The following is a 17,376-nucleotide window of genomic DNA, read 5'->3' as shown; positions in this document are numbered from 1 at the left end:
CGAGGGGCAGGAGGCGCACGGGCGTGAGCGGGCCGTGGCGGGTCGCGGTGTCGTGAGCCGTCGGCAATCGACACCGACCGCACGGGGGGACCTGGTTCTGCAGGCGGCGGTCGTGCGGCCCGACCACTTCGGTCGCACGCACCCCGATCCCCGCGAGGACCCGCCCACCGTCGTTCTCGACCCGTCCCGCGCGCCGACCGAGGAGCTCCTGCAGGTCGGCCCGGAAACCCACCGCATCCCGACCGTCAACGGCGCCGCCTCGGGCCATCCCGGCAGCGTCGACCCGGTCGGCGCCGATCCGGAGGGCATCAACCCGGACAGCGTCGACCCGGACAGCGAGGCCGACACCGACGGCATCCCGGTCGTCCGGCCCGGCGGCGGGGCCCCGGACGGCCGTGCCATGGCCCTGAGCGCCTTGATCGGCTCGGCGGGCGCCCTGATCGGGTGGCTCGTCGCGGCGCATCTCGTGCCGATCGACGGCGTCGGCGACGCCCAGCCCGTGGTGTCGCTCCTCCTGCTCGTCGGCGGGCTCGCCCCGCTGGCCATCCGGTCGATGCGCCGGCAGCGGCCAGGGCGCCTCGCATGGCTGGCGCTGCCGGTGGTCGCACCGGTGTCCGCGGTCGTGGGGCTGGGGTGCGGCCTGCTGGTGCCGCGGCTCGGGTCGGCTGCCGCCGCCCCTGGGCTCGCGCCGATCACCGGCCCGCTGCTCGTTGCCCTCGGGTGCGCCGGCTGGGGCGTCCTCTCCGCACACGACGGCGTGCTGGTCGCGGCCGGGAAGCCGCGATGGGTGCTCTGGCGCAGCGCGCTCCTCGTGCCGGCGCAGATCGGCGCGCTCGTCGCCCTCTGCGGGGTGGCCGGACTCGGCGCGTACGGGGTCGTGCTGTCCTGGCTCGGCCCGATCGGTGCCTGCGTCGTGCTCGGCATCGCCCTCGTACCGGTGCTCGTCGCCCGCACGCCTGTGCCGGCAGGGGAGGTGGCCACCCCGGCCGCGCTCTCGCTGGTCGGGGCCGCGCTGCTCTACCACCTCGTCCCGGTCGTGGTCACCGTGCGGTTCGGGCCCGAGACCGGCGCGGCGTTCTTCGTGGCGTGGCAGGTCTTCGTCGTCGTCGATCTCGCGGCCGCGTACACCGTGCACGCGCTGTCCGCTGCCGTGGTCCGCGAACCACGGCGCACCGCGGAGCTCGTCGCGCGGGCCCGCAGGCGGCTGCTCATCGTGTTCCTCCCGGTGATCGCGCTCGGTGTGGCACTCGCCGGCCCGCTCCTGACCGCCTTCGGCGCGGCCTACGCCGAGGCGGGCGACCTGCTGAGGCTCATGCTGCTCGGGCTGGCGTTCCGGCTCGTCGTCACGCACGAGCTCGGAGTGCGGCAGGCCCTCGGCCACGGGGTGGGATTCGACCGGCTCCAGCTGTTCGGCGCCGTGCTCGTGCTGGTCGTCGCGATCGCCCTGCCCGTCGGCGCGGTGGGCGTCACCGAGCTGCGGCTCGTGGCGATCGGCTACATCATCGTCCAGGTGGCCTGTGCGGCCGCCGTGCTTGTCATCCCGGCGGCGCGCCGGACCGACGTGGAGGTGCGTGCACCGTGACATCGACCGACCGCGGCGGGGACCCGGGCCGCGGCCGCACGCCCCCGGCACCGCCGGGCCGGCGACCCCCGATGCAGGGCCCCCGGCCCGACGGGGCCCCGTCGTCGCGGCGCGAGCCGCCTGTGCCTCGTCCGCAGGTGCGCCCCGAGCCGCGCCCGGACGCCTCCCGGCCGGATGTCCCGCGCCCCACCCCGTCCGCTCAGCCGGGTCGCCCCGCGCCCCCGCGGGCGGGACGCCCCCCGGCCCCGTCACCCACGCCATCCGGGCCGCCCACCGGGGCGCCGCCCACCGGGCCGCCGTCGTCCGCGCGCCCGTCGGGCCCGCCACCCGGGCGGCCTGCGCCAGGGCCATCGGCCCCCCGCCCGAACCGCGGACCCTCCACCACCGCCGTGCCCGAGGATCAGCGCACCACCGCGCTGCCCGTACAGCGGCGGCCACCCGTGCCACCCACGCCACCGCCCGCGCCGCCTTCCGTCGGGATCTCCCGCTGGCTCTCACCCGCGCTCGCGCTCGCCGCGGTGGCACTGCTGCCGATCGCGGCGGCCACCACCGACCTCTCCGAGCTCGACGGCTGGGGCCTGGCCAAGGTCCTCGGCCCGGCGGCGTGGGCGTCGATGCTGTGCGCGGTCGCGGCCTGCGTCACGGAGCTGTGGTCGCCGCGGCCACGGATCCCGATGCTCGGCACGGCGACGGCCACGCTGATCCTCTGCTCGTACGGCATACCGTCGGTGGTCGAGCCCGCCGCCCGGTTCTCCACGGCGTGGCTGATCTCCGGCTTCGTCGACGCGATGGCCGGTGACGGTCGGGTCGTCGAGGGCTACGACGCCCGCTTCTACTGGCCCGCGTTCTTCGCGCAGTGGGCGTGGTTCCGCGACGCCTCCGGCGCCACCCAGCTCGACGAGGTGCTGCGCTGGTTCCCGCCCGTCATCGTCGGGGTCTGGGCGATCGGCATCTACGCGCTCGCGCGCTCCATGCTCGGGGGCCACCGCGCCCCGTGGGCCGCCGCCTGGCTGTTCCTCGGACTGAACTGGATCGAGCAGGACTACTTCTCCCCGCAGGCCACCGGCATCGTGCTCATGCTGACGCCGCTGGTGTTCGCGCTCGGTCCGCTGGCCACCCGGCGCACCGACGCCGCAGGCGTGCCCGGCTGGCCCAAACCGCACCCGGAGGCGAAGCGGCTGGCGTTGCCCCGGCGCTGGCTGGTGGCCGCCCTGACCCCGCCGAACCGGCCGACGCTGCCGCCGCGGCAGCTGCTGCTGATCTACTTCTGCGCCGCGCTGTGCCTCATCGCGGTGGCCCCGGAGCACCAGCTCACCCCGTTCGCGATCATCGGCCAGCTGGTGGTGCTCGCGATCGTGGGCCGGTTCCGCGGCCGGGGCCTGGTCCTCGTCGGGATCATCGCCGTGGTCGTGTACATCCTCATCGCAGGCCGCGACTTCTGGATCAACCAGCTGGACATGATCATCGGCTCCGGCAACGCGGAGGAGGCGCTCCAGGCAGGGGTGTCGGACCGCCTGGCCGGGGACGCGGGGCAGAAGTTCGTCAAGGTGCTGCGCATCGTCGTGCCGGGCCTGACGTGGCTGCTCGCGATCGCCGGGCTCTGGGTGTACTGGCGGCGCAGGCGCGACCTCACCCCCATCGCGCTGGCAGCGGTGCCCATGGCGTTCGCCGCCCAGGGCTACGGCAGCGAGGTGTTCCTGCGGATCGTGCTGTTCGGCCTGCCGATCCTGTCGATCCTCGGCACCGACGCGCTGCGGTGGGTGGCGCGTCGGAAACGCGGCATGGAGAAGGTGCTCGCCGCCGGCATGGCGGTGCTGTTCGGCTCGCTCATCCTGATCCGGGGCGGCAACGAGTCGTACATGATCGTCTATCCGGAGGAGGTGGCGATGTCACGCGAGGTGTACGCCACGACGCCACCGGGACTCGAGGTGGTGCCGCTGGTCAGCGGCGTCGGCCCCTACGCCGTGGACGGCATCGACACCCACAGCCGGGGCAACTCGATCGAGGGCTGCTCCGACCTGATCGACGACCCGATCCGATGCGTCGACCTGCAGGACCCGGACGTGATCCTCTCGTTCGAGTCCACCGAGGCATACGGGCGCGACCTCAAGCTGATGCCGCCGGGGTGGTCGCTCGACGTCGTGCGGCAGATCGTCGCCACGGGGGAGTACGTGATCACCTACCAGAACGGCTTCGACGTCGTCCTGCGCAAGGTCGAACCCGCCGGGCTCCCGGGAGCGCCGCGATGATCGACCCTCGGCTGGACATCCTCGTCTGGGCCGCCGTGCTGCTGCTCCTGCTCCTGATGGGCGCGCGGGCCTGGGCGGTGGAGACGACGGCGGCCCGGCACTACCGCAAGTCGGCGCGCGTGCGCGTCCTGAACGGGGCCACCGCGGTCGCCTTCGTCGCGCTCGTCGGGCTGATGGCGATGCAGGGTGGCGTCGTACTCGTCCAGGCCATCGCCACCCGGACCGATCCCGAGACCTTCGTGACCGTGATCGGCAGCGACGACAACACCGACCAGGCCGTGGCGGACCCGGACGACCAGCCCGACCAGCCCGCCGCTCCCGCGGACCCGAACGCCCCGCCCGCCGGTGCTCCCGGCCCGGCCGAGCAGAACGCGCCTGCGCCACCGGGCGGGGCCGCAGGCCAGGGCGGCGCCAACACCGGCGGGGCCAACCAGGGCGGGGCGAACCAGGGCGGGGCGAACCAGGGCGGCGGCCCGGCCGCGCCACCGGCGCGGCCGGGAGGCTGACTCAGCCGCCGAACCCGATCGCCACGTACTTGGTCTCGAGGAACTCCTCGATGCCGACGGTGCCACCCTCGCGGCCGAGGCCGGACTGCTTGATGCCGCCGAAGGGGGCGGCCGGGTTGGAGACCAAGCCGGTGTTGAGCCCGACCATCCCGGACTCCAGGCGCTCCGACACCCGAAGGGCCCGGCTGATGTTCTCCGTGAAGAGGTAGCTGACCAGGCCGAACTCGGTGTCGTTCGCGGCGGCCACGGCCGCGTCCTCGTCGTCGAACACACTGATCGGCGCGACCGGGCCGAAGATCTCCTCGGACGTGAGGCGCGCCTCGAGGGGCACGTCCGACAGCACGGTGGGACGGTAGAAGTAGCCGGGGCCGTCGCCCGGCTCGCCGCCGACGTGCACGCGGGCACCCCGGTCGACCGCGTCGCGCACGAGCTCCACGACCTTGTCGCGGCCCTTGGCGTCGACGAGCGGGCCCACCTGCACGCCCTCCTCGGTGCCGCGCCCGACGACGAGCGCGCCCATCCGCTCGGACATGCGCCGCGCGAACTCCTCGGCCACGCCGCGCTGCACCAGGAAACGGTTGGCCGCCGTGCACGCCTCACCCATGTTGCGCATCTTCGCCAGCATCGCGCCCTCGACCGCCTTGTCCAGGTCGGCGTCGTCGAAGACCAGGAACGGGGCGTTGCCGCCCAGCTCCATCGACGTGCGGAGCACCTTCTCCGAGCACTGCTCGAGGAGCTTGCGCCCGACCCCCGTCGAGCCGGTGAAGGACAGCTTGCGCGCCCGGCCGTCGCGGATCAGGGGCTCCATCACGCCCCCGGCGTCGGAGGTGGTGACGAGGTTCAGCACGCCGTCGGGCAGCCCGACCTCGGCGAGGATCGCGGCGAGCGCGTGCATCGACAGCGGGGTCTGCTGCGCGGGCTTCATCACCATCGCGCAGCCGGCCGCGACCGCCGGGCCGATCTTGCGCGTGCCCATCGCCATGGGGAAGTTCCACGGCGTGATGAGCAGCGACACCCCGACCGGCTGCTTCTGCACGAGGAAGCGGCTCGCGCCGTTCGGCGCCACGGCGTAGCCGCCGTCGATCCGCACCGCCTCCTCGGCGAACCAGCGGAAGAACTCGGCGGCGTAGGCGATCTCGCCGCGGCTCTCCGCGAGCGGCTTGCCCATCTCCAGGGTCATGAGCAGCGCGAGGTCGTCGATCCGGTCCATGATCACTTCGTAGGCCCTGCGGAGGATCTCCCCACGGTCCCGCGGCGGCATCGCGGCGAACGACTGCTGCGCCGCGGCGGCCGCGGCGAGCGCTTCCATCCCGTCCTCGGGACTGGCGTCGGCGACCTCGCACAACGCCTTGCCGGTGGCCGGGTCGTCGACGGTGAGGGTGCGTCCGGACGCCGCCGGACGCCACGTCCCGCCGATGAACAGACCGGTGGGAACGGCGTCGATCACCCGGGCCTCGGCGGTGGAGCTGCTGGTGGCATTCGTCCCGGCGTTCGTCATGGCCGCGATGCTGCCACCCCGGGCCAGGTGGCGCAGCCGTCACGGTCGTGTGGGGCCTGCCACTCGGTACACCACTGGACGATGACAGAGGATGGGCCGGTGACCGCGACGTTGCACCGCCTGCCCGACCTCGTGCCACCGCCGACCGAGCTACCGCCGCGGACGGCCGCGTTACGCGCCGACGTGCGGGCGTTCCTCGCGGAGGAGCAGATGGCCGGGCGGTGGACGCCGCGCGCGGACGTCTGGCTCTCGGGCTGGGACGAGCGCTTCTCCCGGGAGCTGGGGCGGCGGGGCTGGCTGGGCATGACCATCCCGAAGGAGTACGGCGGGCACGGCGCATCGGCGCTGGACCGCTACGTCGTCACCGAGGAGCTGCTCGCCGCGGGCGCGCCGGTGGCGGCCCACTGGATCGCCGACCGGCAGATCGGGCCCACGCTCCTGCGGTTCGGCACCGAGGAGCAGCGGCAGCGGTTCCTGCCGGGGATCGCCAGGGGCGAGGTGTACTTCGGAATCGGGATGAGCGAGCCCGACGCGGGGTCGGACCTGGCCGCGGTGCGCACCCGCGCCGACCGCGTGGACGGCGGGTGGGAACTCACCGGCACGAAGGTGTGGACGTCCGGCGCGCACCACGCACACGCGTTCTTCGCCCTCGCCCGCTCGGCGCCACGCGACGAGCGGCACCGCCACGCCGGGCTCTCGCAGTTCATCGTGCTGCTCGACGCGCCCGGCGTGCAGATCCGCCCGATCCCGCTGCTCACGGGCGCCCACCACTTCAACGAGGTCGTCTTCGACCGCGTCTTCGTGCCGGACGACATGGTGCTCGGCGAGATCGGCGCCGGATGGAAACAGGTCACCAGCGAGCTGGCGTTCGAGCGCAGCGGCCCCGAGCGGTTCCTGTCGACGTTCCCGCTGCTCGTGGCGCTGGTCGGGGAGCTGGCCGGCAGCGCCGGCGCCGAACGGGAGATCGGCGGGCTGGTGGCGCGGCTGTGGACGCTGCGGCGGATGTCGCTCGCGGTGGCCGGCTCCCTGGAATCGGGAGAGGCCCCGGAGCTGGCCGCAGCCGTGGTCAAGGAGCTCGGCACGCGGTACGAGAACGAGGTGATCGACGTGGCACGGCTGCTCGTCACCACTCCGCCGGACCCGGGCGCCGAGGCGGGGTTCGCGCGCCTGCTCGCCGACGCGGTGCTGCACGCGCCCGGCTTCACGCTGCGCGGCGGTACCAACGAGGTGCTGCGCGGGATCGTCGCGAGGGGGCTGGGGCTGCGATGACGACATCGGTCAACCAGGAGCTGCAGGAGCTCGCCGAGTCCGTCTTCGGGGATGCGGCCTCGAGCGACACCGGCTTCGACGCGGCGCTGTGGCGCACGCTGGAGGAGACCGGCCTCGCCCGGCTGACGCTGCCCGCCGGGGCGGGCGGCAGCGAGGGCACCCTCGAGGACGCGGCCGTGGTGCTCGCCGCTGCCGGCGCGCACGCCGCCCGCGTACCGCTGGTGGAGACCGACCTGCTGGCCGGCTGGCTGCTGCACGCCGCCGGGGTCCCGCTGCCGGACGGGCCGCTCACCGCCGTCGCAGGCGAGCTGGAGGTGGACGGCACCACCGTCCGCGGCGAGCTGCGCCGGGTGCCGTGGGCGCGGGCCGTGGCCGGTGTGGCCGTGTTGACGGGCGCCCACGTGGTGCTGCTCGATCCCGGCGCTGCCGAGATCACCGAGGGGACGAACCTGGCCGAGGAGCCGCGCGACACCGTGCGGGTCGACGGGCCCGCCGCGGCGGTCGTCGCGGCGCCCGACGGCGTGGCTGCCGAGCTGCGCCTGCGCGGCGCGCTCGGACGCGCTCTGCTGCTCGCCGGTGCGGCGCGCGGGGCGCTGGCCGCCGGCGTCCGCTACGCGGGCGAGCGGGTCCAGTTCGGCCGCCCGATCGGCCGGTTCCAGGCGGTGCAGCAGCAGCTGGCGCTCGCCGCGGGCGAGGTGGCCGCGGCATCGGCTGCCGCATCGGCCGCCGCGCGCGCAGCCGCCGACGCCGGGTTCGCGGCACCATCCACCCGGCTCGCCGTAGCGGCGGCCAAGTCACGCACCGGGGAGGCCGCGGGTGCCGTCGCCCGGATCGCGCACCAGGTGCACGGCGCGATCGGCTTCACCCGCGAGCACGACCTGCGCCTGTGGACCACCCGGCTGTGGGCCTGGCGGGAGGAGGACGGCTCCGACGCCGAGTGGAACGCCGAGCTCGGCAGCACGGTCCTCGCGGCCGGGCCATCCGGTCTGTGGCCGCTGATCACGGGCTCGTAGGGCCCTGACCGGCGCACCTGGTTGGCCTGCGGGGCACTAGCTGTAGGAGCTGTCCTCCTCGGTGCGGGCGTGCCGCCCGTGGCGCACCCCGCGCTGGAAGGTCGAGAGCCGCCCGCGGACGGCCTCGGGGTCGCGCCCCGAGATCGACGGCGGCGGCTCACCCGGCATGGCGCTGCCCGGCATGAGCCGCCCGCGGGGCACCCGCTTCGGCAGGCCGGCGTGGGTGAAGCCGGCGGGCTGGCTCTCGGTGGCCGCGCGGGCGGCCTGCCACACCGCATCGGCCGAGGTGACGAACGCGGCCGGGTCCTGGCGGCCGCGAGCCCCGACCCCCACGGACACCGGCTCGCGGTCATGGGAGGCCGGCGCGTGGAACCAGCCCGAGGTGACCTCGGCGAAGATCGGGGTGGCTTCGATGTCGTCCGCTTCGGACGCGAACGGGTCGCGCGGGCGCGGCTCGGCGGGGTCGGGCAGCGTGAGCGGCGGGACGATCGGGTCGAACAGATTGGGTGCTTCCAGGCGGATCTCGACGCCGGGGTCGGGTGCGAGCGGCGCCGGCTCGGGTTCGGCCGGGGACTCGGGCTGGGCGGGCACCACCGGAAGCCGCATGGTGGTCTCGCCGCTGGTGGGGTCGTAGCGCGGGCGGGGTGCCTGATGCGGGTGGGCCGACGGCAGCTCGGCGCCATCGGAGCCCGCTGCGCCTGACGCAGCCGGCTGCTCGCCGTTGTCGCTCGCGGCGAGGGCCCGGGGGGCCGGGCCGGGCGGGATGACGATGCGCGCCGGCACCACCGGGGCCGCGTCCGGGTCGAGGCGGGACCACACGACCTGGTCCGGCTCGTTGATGCGCTCGCCCACCAGCTCGGCCGGGATCGTCGCCCGGGCGGTGACGCCACGATTCCCGGCCCCGGCGGACGCACCCATCGAGTCGGTGAACAGGCCCACCGAGATGCCGTGCCGGTTGGCGAGCCTGCCCACCACGAACAGCCCCATGCGCCGCGACGCCGCCACCGAGGCCGTGGACTCGATCGGGTTGCGCAGTCGCTCGTTGAGCGTGCTGAGCTCGCCGGGGGAGAGCCCGATGCCCTCGTCGAAGATCTCGACCAGGATCGAGCCGTCGCGGGCCTGGCTGCAGCTCATCACCACCTGGCTCTCGGTGGGCGAGAAGTTGGTGGCGTTGTCGAGCAGCTCCGCGAGCAGGTGCTGGATGTCGTTGGCCGCGCTCTCGTCGAACGTGGCGTCCGGCGGGTTCTGCACGACCACCCGCTGGTAGTGCTCGATCTCCGAGACCGCGGCCCGCAGCACGTCGAGCACCGGGGTGGGCTCCGCCGACGGGCGGGGGATGTCGGCGCCGGCGAGGACGAGCAGGTTCTCGCAGTTGCGCCGCATGCGCGTGGCGAGGTGGTCGAGCCGGAACAGGTCCGACAGCTGCTCGGGGTCGACCTCGCCCTCCTCCAGCTGCTCGATGAGCACGAGCTGCCGGTCGACCAGGGCCTGGCTGCGGCGGGAGAGGTTGACGTACATCGCGTTGATGTTGTTCTGCAGCGTGGCCTGCTCGGCGGCGAGCCGGACGGCCTGCTCGTGCACTGCGTCGAACGCGCGGGCGACCTCGCCCACCTCCTCGCGCGTGGTGACCGGCACCGTGGCGATGTTGATGTTCGGCGCGGTGCCCTGGCGCATCCGCCGCACGGCCTCCGGGAGCCGGTCCTGCGCCACTGTGATGGCGCTGCGGCGCAGCGTGCGCAGTGAGGCGATCATCCCGCGCGCCACGAGGCCGACGATCACCGCGGCCAGTATGAGCGCCAGCAGCAGGACGACGGCGTTGACCCACGCCTCCACGAGCGCGCTCTGCCGCCGCTCCGAGACCGCGATGCGCAGCTCCGAGCGCAACCCCTCCGCGGCCGCGTCGAGCTCGCCGAGGAACCGGCTGTAGACGTCGGCGACGGTGGCGACGCCGTCCCCCGCGGGGGGCGAGCCGGCCAGCACGGCCTGCACGAGGCCGTTGCGGGCGGTGTTGCCCGATCCCGGGATCAGCCCGGCGTACCGCACGCGCTGCGGGGCGTTGAGCGACACCCGGAAGTCGGCGAGGGCGGTCTCCAGCCGCGCGTTGCTGAACTGCAGGTCGGCGGCCAGCGTGGGGGACAGGCCGGTGTGCACGGAGATCGCCATCTGGGCCTGCTGCAGGGTGGCCTCGTTGCGCGCGGCGCCGAGGCCGGCGAGTGCGTTGGCGAGGCCCGTGACCTCGGAGGTGTTGATGTTGCGCAGCAACGCGGTGTCGAGCTGCACGAGCTGCTCGAGGAGCTCGGAGTACCGCGCGACGACGGCCTCCGGTGGGGCGTTCGACCGGATGACCACCTCGCGCAACGGCGGGAGCCGGGAGATGGCCTGGTCGGCCTGCTGCTGGACGAGCACGATCGCCGGGACGTCGTCGGTGAGCCGCGCCACGGCGTCGCGGCTCTTCGCGGCGCGCTGGTCGACGGCGTCGATCACGCCCTGCAGCGCGCGGCCGTCGGCCCGGCCGTTCGCGACGAACTCCGTGGCGCGGTAGCGCTCGCGTTCCACGTCGACGACGAGGGAGGAAACCTTGCCCTGGGCGGAGACGAAGCGGGCGACCAGGTCGCGCTCGGAGGCCTCGGCGACCTCGTCGAGGATGCGGATGGTGCCCAGCGCAACCGCGAGGACGAGCGGTACGACGACGACGACGGCGAACTTGACCCGCACGCTCCAGTGTCGTGGCGACGGCCACGCGGACCGCCGGCGGGCGGCCGGCCGGTCGTCCGTTGTCACGTCGATCTCTCCACTCGGACGCTGGGGAGCGAGGCGGCCCGCCCTGGCCGCCGGGCACCATGATCACCTGCTGTCGCAGTGTAACCAGTGTCACCCGCGCTTGTCGGTACTGCGAGCACCACGATGCGCTGAACGGGTGGCCACCTGCTGCGCTGCGTCATGATATGGGTACCGGTGGTGGTCCGTCCCGCGGCCAGCACGCTCCGCGTGTCGCAATCCCCAGTTTGACACGTCAGATGTCTTCCGATGATGCTTCGCACCGGTCAAGCACCAGACGGTTCACCGATAGCAGGCGAGCACGAGGACGGTATGCAGGACGGCACAGCCAACGTCTCGCGGCCGACTCGTCGGCAGTTCCTGCGCACCGTCCGCGCCGCCGGGATCGGCGTTCTCGCGGGCGGGGTCGCCGCCGCGTGCGCGGCGGAGCCGGGGATCGCGGTCCCCGCTGCGGGCGATCCGGGCGAGGTGATCCGCATCGGATACGTCAGCCCCGAGTCCGGGGTGCTGGCACCGTTCGGTGAGGCCGACCGGTTCGTCGTCACCGCGATGCGGGAGTTCTTCGCAGCGAACCCGGTCCACGTCGGTGGCCGCCCGCACCGGGTCGAGATCCTGACGCGCGACAGCCAGTCCGACGCCAACCGGGCGGCCGACGTCGCCGCGGGCCTCGTCCTCGACGACGGCGTCCACCTGATGCTGGTCTCGGGCACGTCCGACACCACCAACGCGGTCAGCGACCAGTGCGAGGCCGCAGGCACGCCCTGCGTGGCGACCGCGACCCCGTGGCAGTCGTGGCTCTACGGGCGGGGTGGACGGCCGGAGACCGGGTTCGCGTGGACGTACCTGTTCTCCTGGGGGCTCGAGGACGTCCAGGCGGTGTACGCCGACATGTGGGACCAGGTGGCGACGAACCGGACAGCGGGCGCGCTCTGGCCCAACGACACCGACGGTATGGCCTGGGGCAGTCCGGACCTCGGCTTCCCGCCCGCCGCCGCCGAGCGCGGTTACACGATCGTCGACCCCGGCAACTACGTGGCGGGCGCGCCGGACTTCTCGGCGCAGATCCGCGCGTTCCGCGCCGCGTCCGCGGAGGTCCTCCTCGGCGTCGCCGGCTCGGCGGACTTCGCCGCGTTCTGGCGGCAGTCCGCCCAGCACGGCTACCAGCCGCGGATCGCGACGATCGGCAAGGGCATCCAGTTCCCGGCCACCGTGGAGGAGATCGGCGCGGCCGCACTGAACCTCGCCACCGAGGTGGGGTGGTCACCGAGCCACCCGTTCACCTCTTCCCTCACCGGGCAGAGCGCGGCCGATCTCGCCGCCGGCTACACCACGGCGACCGGTCGGCAGTGGTCCCAGCCGATCGGCTTCGCGCACGCGCTGTTCGAGGTCGCCGCGGCGGCACTCCGCGCCGTCGGGTCGATCGAGGACCGCAGGGCGATCGCGGACGCCATCGCCGCGATGCGCCTCGACACCGTCGTCGGGCCGCTGGACTTCACCGCCGGACCGGTCCGGGGTGTCGCGAAGACGCCGCTCGTGGGCGGCCAGTGGCGCCCGGGCACGGCCACCCCGTACGAGCTGGTGATCGTCAGCAACGCCCGGCACCCGGAGATCCCCGCGGCCGGCGCCGTCGAGCCGCTCCCCACCCTGGCGGGATGACGTCGCCGGCCGGCTCAGGCGCCGAGCTTGCGGAAGTCCCAGCTCGTGATCTTGTCCGGCACCAGGCGGAGCCACGCGTGCCGCCCGTCGTGGACGAACGTCCCGCCCAGGTAGCGATCGGCCATGAGCCGCTCGGGGCCGACGAGTTCGGGCACCGGTTCCCCGGTGCGCGGCACCTCCCCGACGACCTCGACCCGTCCGCGCAGCTCGACACCGCGCAGCTCGTCGTAGGACGTGCCGGCGTCCACCACGACGGCGACCCGCGGGTCGCGCTGCAGATCCGTCCAGCGCTGGCTGCGGACCACCGACGTCAGCCACAGCGCCCCGCCGTGCCAGGCGTACCAGAGCGGAGTGGCGTGGGGGCCGTCCGGCCCGACGGTGGCGACCCGGCACGTGCGCTCCTCGGCGAGGAAGGCCTCCACCTCCTCGGGCGTCATCGCGATCCGCCGCCCCCGGCGCTGCTCCCGCATGACCACGGACAGTAGTCGACCCGGTGCGTCCGTCCTCGGCGACGGGCGAGTAGAACCGGCACCGTGGACGATGTGGTCGACGTGGCGGTGGTGGGTGCAGGCCCGGCCGGGAGCGCTGCGGCACTGCGCGCGCTGCAGCTGCGCCCGGACGCCCGCGTGCTGCTGGTCGACGCCGCGGAGTTCCCGCGCGACAAGACCTGCGGCGACGGGATCGCCGCCCACGCCCTCGACCTCGTCGAGGCGCTGGGCGTGCCGGGCGTGTCCCGGCTCGGCCCCCCGGTGCCGCGGTTGCGGTTGCGCAGCCCCGGTGGGCGGGTGGTCGAGCGCACCTGCACCCGTCCGAACCGGGTCGTACCGCGCACGGTCTTCGACTCCGAACTGGTGGCCGCCGCCGTCGCGCGCGGGGCTCGCCTGCTGCGCCACCGCGTCCGGCGCCTCGACGTGCGGCCCGACCACGTCGTCCTCGACGGCACGGTCGCCGCACGCGTCGTGGTCGGCGCCGACGGCGCGAACTCCACCGTCCGCAGGCTGATCGGCGCTCCGATCGCGGCGCCCTCCGCCACCGCGGTGGCCGTCCGCGGATACGCGCGCACGGCGGTGGACCCGGACACGCTCGTGATCGAGTTCGCCCGCGGGCCCTACCCGGCGTACGCCTGGTCGTTCCCCCTGCCGGGGGGCGGGGCCAACGTCGGGTTCGGGGTCTTCGACAAGCGAGGCAGCGGTTCCCGGGCCGAGCTCGTGGCGGCCATGCGGGCGCTCCTGCCCGGCCACGAGCCGGACCCGGCCTCCGTCCGAGGCCATCACCTGCCGCTGTCCACCGGCCCGCGCCACCACCCCGACGGGCGGGTGCTGCTCGCCGGCGACGCGGCGGCGCTCGTCAACCCGCTGACCGGGGAGGGGATCTTCGACGCGCTCGCCTCCGGCGTGCTGGCCGGGCGCGCCGCGCTGCTCGGTGCGGCGGCGGGCGCGGCGCACCGGGCGGCGATGCGCCGGACGTTCGAGCGGCACCACGCGCACGGCGCCATGCTGGCGCGCCTGCTGCGCCGCCCCCGGTTCCTCGACGCCGCCGTGCTCGCGGCGGCCCGACGCCAGTCCGTCTTCGACGCCGCCGTCGACCTGGGCCTCGGCCGCGGCACCGCGCCGCTCCACGCGCTCGCCCGGGTCGCCATCGCCTACGCGAGCCCGCACCGCCGCGCTCCGAGCTCACCGTAGGCTTGCGACGGTGGTGGGTGTGGTGCTCGAAGACGTGCTGCGGCCGCTCGTTCCGCAGGTCCTCGGCACACTGGTGCGCCGCCACGGCCAGTTCGACGCGTGCGAGGACGCGGTGCAGGAGGCGCTGCTCGCAGCCACCGTGCAATGGCCGGTGGAGGGCGTTCCCGACAACCCGCGCGCGTGGCTGCTCACGGTCGGCACCAGGCGATTGACCGACCAGTGGCGCAGCGAGAGCGCGCGGCGGCGCCGCGAGACCACGTCCGCGCTGCTGGACGGTCTCGACGAGGCCGCACCCGGGCCGGACACCGAGCAGCCGTGCGCCGGGGACGACACCCTCACGCTGCTGTTCCTGTGCTGCCACCCCGCGCTGTCGCCGCCCTCGCAGGTGGCGCTCACGCTGCGCGCCGTCGGAGGGCTGACCACCGCGGAGATCGCCCGCGCGTTCCTCGTGCCCGAGGCGACGATCGCCCAGCGGATCAGCCGGGCCAAGCGCACGGTGGCGGGAAGCGCCTTCGCGATGCCGGCCGAGGCCGATCGCGCATCCCGGCTGGGCCCGGTGCTGCACGTGCTGTACCTGGTGTTCAACGAGGGTTACACGGCGACGTCCGGGCCGGACCTGCACCGGCCGGACCTCACGCGGGAGGCGCTGCGGCTGGTCCGGCAGGTCCACGGGCTGCTGCCCGACGACGGCGAGGTGGCAGGCCTGCTCGCGCTCATGCTGATCACCGAGGCCCGCAGGCCGGCCCGTACGCGCCCCGACGGCGGGCTGGTGCCGCTCGCCGAACAGGACCGGAGCCTCTGGGACCGCGCCCTCCTCGCCGAGGGGATCACCCTGGTCGAGAAGACCATGGCGCGTGCCCCGGTGGGGCCCTACCAGCTGCAGGCCGCGATCGCCGCCGTCCACAGCGAGGCCGAGCGCGCCGAGGACACCGACTGGCCGCAGATCGCGCAGTTGTACCGGGTGCTGTCCACGGTGGCGCCGGGTCCGATGGTCACGCTCAACCGGGCCGTCGCCGTGGGCATGGTCGAGGGCCCGCAGGCCGGCCTCGACCTGCTCGCCAGCCTCGACGACGGCCCGCTCGCCGGGCACCACCGCGTGCCGGCCGTGCGTGCCCACCTGCTGGAGATGGCGGGTGACCGGGCCGGGGCCCGCGCCGCGTACCGCGAGGCGGCCGGGCGTACGACGAGCGAGCCCGAGCGCCGGTACCTGGAGGAGCGCGCCGCCCGGCTCGGGTGAACCCCGTCCCCGGGAGTATCGAGACGATCACATCGTCGTTGTGTCGATGTGCGCCGCTCCCCGGCCCGATGGGTCGCCCCGCTCCTGCTCGCCACGGCCATCCCGATCGCGACGGCCGGACCCGCCGCGGCGGAACCCGAGCAGGCACCGGCGCAGCGCTACGTCGCGCTGGGCGACTCCTACGCGGCCGGCCCGCTCGTGCCCATCCCCACGGGCGAGCCGGCCGGGTGCCTGCGCTCCGACCGGAACTACCCGTCGGTGGTGGCGCAGGACCTGGGCGTGACCGACTTCCGCGACGTCAGCTGCAGCGGGGCGACCACGGAGAACATCACCGGGCCCCAGAGCGTGCCGCTGGGGAAGAACCCGCCGCAGCTGGACGCGCTGGCACCCGACACCCAGCTGGTGACGATCTCGATCGGCGGCAACGACATCGGCTTCGGCGACATCGTCACCGAGTGCGCGACGCGCTCGCCGCTGCAGCCCACCGGCAGCGCGTGCAAGGACCACTACACCGCGGGTGGCACCGACCAGCTCGCCCAGCGGATCGACGAGGCCGCCCCGAAGGTGGCCCGGGTGATCGCGGCGATCGACGAGCGATCCCCGGACGCGCGCGTGCTGCTCGTCGGCTACCCCGCGATCCTGCCCGACGAGGGACCCGGCTGCTTCCCGGTGGTGCCGTTCAGCCCCGGCGACGTCGACTACCTGCGCGGCGTGGAGAAGAAGCTCAACGCGATGCTGGCCGACGAGGCGGCCGGGGCGGGCGCGGAGTTCGTGGACACCTACACCCCGTCCATCGGCCACGACGCCTGCCAGCCGCCGGGCACGAAGTGGGTCGAGGGTCTCGTGCCGACCGCACCCGCGGCACCCGTGCACCCGAACGCGCTGGGTATGAAGGAGATCGGCGGGATCGTCGTCGACGCTGTCGGCGAGTCGGCCCCCCGCGCGGCCGCCTGACTCGATGCCGCCGGGTCGCGCCGGCTCTAGCCGTGATCAGCGGTTCGGTGCGATGGCGGCCGGATCCGGCCGTTGTCGCACCGACCTACCGATCATGACGACGCCGGCGCCGCCTGCGGCGAGAAGACACGGCAACAGCCCGCACCCCTTGATCATGAGCTCCGCCGTCAGTGCTGAACCGCCTTCTCGAGGCGGTTGATCCACTCCTCCCAGCCGCCGCGCAGCTCGTCGTAGTGCGACGGCTCGAACTCCGGGCCGACCCAGCTGTTCACCAGCGTCAGCTCGGTGCGCCCCTGCTCGATCTCGCGGAAGGTGACCTCCACCTTCTCGTCGCTGATCCGGTCCGCAGGCGTCTGGGAGTGGTGGGTGAAGGTGAACGCGATCCGCGACGGCGGGGTGAGCTCCAGGTATTCGCCGGTGAAGCCGTTGACGGTGCCGTCGGCCTCGTGCAGCTCGATGCGGTACCGCCCGCCGACGCGCACGTCGGCGTCGACGACGGTGGCGTACCACTGGCGCATCCGGTCCGGCTCCGTCCAGGCCGCGTAGAGGGCCTCCCGCGAGGCCGCGATGGTGCGGACCAGGGTCACGCGGTGGGGGACGGTGCGAGGTTCGAGGGTCATCGGGTCTCCTCGGGTCGGGTGACGAACTCCTCGAGGGCGTCGAGGCGTTCGGTCCAGAACTGTTCGTAGAAGCGCAGGTGCCGGCTCGCCGCGGCGAGGGGCTGGGCCTCGAGGCGGCACACGTGGCGCCTGCCGAGCACGGTGCGCCGCACCAGGCCGGCCCGCTCCAGCACCTTGACGTGCTTGGAGGCGGCGGCCAGCGAAATCGGGTGCGGGGCGGCGAGCTCGCCGACGGTCCGCTCGCCCGTGGCGAGCGAGCGCACCATGGCGCGGCGCGTGGGGTCGGCCATCGCGTGGAAGACCGCATCGAGTTGCTCAACCACTCGGTTGAG

Annotated in this window: 14 protein-coding genes; 9 read left to right on the top strand and 5 right to left on the bottom strand. The window is 74.4% G+C overall.

Features of this window, described 5'->3' with window-relative positions; genetic code table 11:
• The first annotated feature begins 52 nt into the window (after positions 1-52).
• The 3 genes from FHX44_RS37380 to FHX44_RS37370 all read left to right on the top strand — a co-directional run bounded on the left by FHX44_RS37380 (position 53) and on the right by FHX44_RS37370 (position 4,337).
• Entirely contained in the window at positions 53-1,582 is a 1,530-nt protein-coding gene (locus FHX44_RS37380; protein WP_212612825.1) for a hypothetical protein, read from the top strand.
• Between the two features lie 389 nt (positions 1,583-1,971).
• Positions 1,972-3,831, top strand: coding sequence for a hypothetical protein (locus FHX44_RS37375; protein ID WP_147260067.1), 1,860 nt, complete (start codon positions 1,972-1,974; stop codon positions 3,829-3,831).
• Positions 3,828-4,337: a hypothetical protein gene (locus FHX44_RS37370; RefSeq protein ID WP_147260066.1), complete on the top strand. Its 510-nt coding sequence runs from the start codon at positions 3,828-3,830 to the stop codon at positions 4,335-4,337. The genes FHX44_RS37375 and FHX44_RS37370 overlap by 4 nt, the downstream gene beginning before the upstream one ends.
• A 1-nt stretch (position 4,338) precedes the next feature.
• Here FHX44_RS37370 and FHX44_RS37365 read toward each other — a convergent pair whose 3' ends face one another.
• Positions 4,339-5,835: an NAD-dependent succinate-semialdehyde dehydrogenase gene (locus FHX44_RS37365; protein ID WP_147260065.1), complete on the bottom strand. Its 1,497-nt coding sequence runs from the start codon at positions 5,833-5,835 to the stop codon at positions 4,339-4,341.
• A 99-nt stretch (positions 5,836-5,934) separates the two neighbouring features.
• Between FHX44_RS37365 and FHX44_RS37360 the strand changes: the two genes are divergently transcribed.
• Together FHX44_RS37360 and FHX44_RS37355 are read left to right on the top strand one after the other, a co-directional pair.
• Positions 5,935-7,104 carry an acyl-CoA dehydrogenase family protein gene (locus FHX44_RS37360; RefSeq protein WP_246170802.1) on the top strand — a complete coding sequence of 390 codons (1,170 nt, stop codon included), beginning with the start codon at positions 5,935-5,937 and terminating at the stop codon, positions 7,102-7,104.
• Complete coding sequence (locus FHX44_RS37355; RefSeq protein WP_147260063.1) at positions 7,101-8,117, top strand: acyl-CoA dehydrogenase family protein; 1,017 nt, start codon at positions 7,101-7,103, stop codon at positions 8,115-8,117. The genes FHX44_RS37360 and FHX44_RS37355 overlap by 4 nt, the downstream gene beginning before the upstream one ends.
• Before the next feature lie 36 nt (positions 8,118-8,153).
• On the opposite strand, the gene FHX44_RS37350 is transcribed toward FHX44_RS37355, so the two are convergent.
• A complete protein-coding gene (locus FHX44_RS37350; protein WP_147260062.1) occupies positions 8,154-10,898 on the bottom strand; it encodes a sensor histidine kinase in 2,745 nt (914 codons plus the stop codon).
• A gap of 309 nt (positions 10,899-11,207) precedes the next feature.
• Between FHX44_RS37350 and FHX44_RS37345 the strand changes: the two genes are divergently transcribed.
• Positions 11,208-12,551 carry an ABC transporter substrate-binding protein gene (locus FHX44_RS37345; RefSeq protein WP_147260061.1) on the top strand — a complete coding sequence of 448 codons (1,344 nt, stop codon included), beginning with the start codon at positions 11,208-11,210 and terminating at the stop codon, positions 12,549-12,551.
• A gap of 14 nt (positions 12,552-12,565) precedes the next feature.
• Here FHX44_RS37345 and FHX44_RS37340 read toward each other — a convergent pair whose 3' ends face one another.
• On the bottom strand, positions 12,566-13,021 hold the full coding sequence (locus tag FHX44_RS37340; RefSeq protein ID WP_147260060.1) for a pyridoxamine 5'-phosphate oxidase family protein: 456 nt from the start codon (positions 13,019-13,021) through the stop codon (positions 12,566-12,568).
• 63 nt (positions 13,022-13,084) lie between these two features.
• Here FHX44_RS37340 and FHX44_RS37335 point away from each other — a divergent pair, with 63 nt between their 5' ends.
• From FHX44_RS37335 to FHX44_RS37325, 3 genes are read left to right on the top strand one after another with little or no spacing between them, the layout of a single operon-like run.
• A complete protein-coding gene (locus FHX44_RS37335) occupies positions 13,085-14,233 on the top strand; it encodes a geranylgeranyl reductase family protein (protein ID WP_212612824.1) in 1,149 nt (382 codons plus the stop codon).
• 19 nt (positions 14,234-14,252) lie between these two features.
• Complete coding sequence (locus FHX44_RS37330) at positions 14,253-15,470, top strand: RNA polymerase sigma factor (protein WP_425469212.1); 1,218 nt, start codon at positions 14,253-14,255, stop codon at positions 15,468-15,470.
• Positions 15,471-15,518: 48 nt separating this feature from the next.
• A complete protein-coding gene (locus tag FHX44_RS37325; protein WP_147260058.1) occupies positions 15,519-16,424 on the top strand; it encodes an SGNH/GDSL hydrolase family protein in 906 nt (301 codons plus the stop codon).
• Positions 16,425-16,591: 167 nt separating this feature from the next.
• Here the strand turns inward: FHX44_RS37325 and FHX44_RS37320 are convergent, their stop codons facing one another.
• The gene (locus tag FHX44_RS37320) at positions 16,592-17,044 is read right to left on the bottom strand and encodes an SRPBCC family protein (RefSeq protein ID WP_147260057.1); all 453 of its coding nucleotides are present in this window, start codon (positions 17,042-17,044) and stop codon (positions 16,592-16,594) included.
• Positions 17,041-17,367 carry an ArsR/SmtB family transcription factor gene (locus FHX44_RS37315; RefSeq protein WP_246170801.1) on the bottom strand — a complete coding sequence of 109 codons (327 nt, stop codon included), beginning with the start codon at positions 17,365-17,367 and terminating at the stop codon, positions 17,041-17,043. Before FHX44_RS37315 ends, FHX44_RS37320 begins: the two co-directional genes overlap by 4 nt.
• Between the last annotated feature and the right edge of the window lie 9 nt (positions 17,368-17,376).

It is taken from the genome of Pseudonocardia hierapolitana (assembly GCF_007994075.1).
In the GTDB taxonomy this organism is placed as follows: domain Bacteria; phylum Actinomycetota; class Actinomycetes; order Mycobacteriales; family Pseudonocardiaceae; genus Pseudonocardia; species Pseudonocardia hierapolitana.
This window is presented reverse-complemented; position numbering and strand designations above follow the sequence as displayed.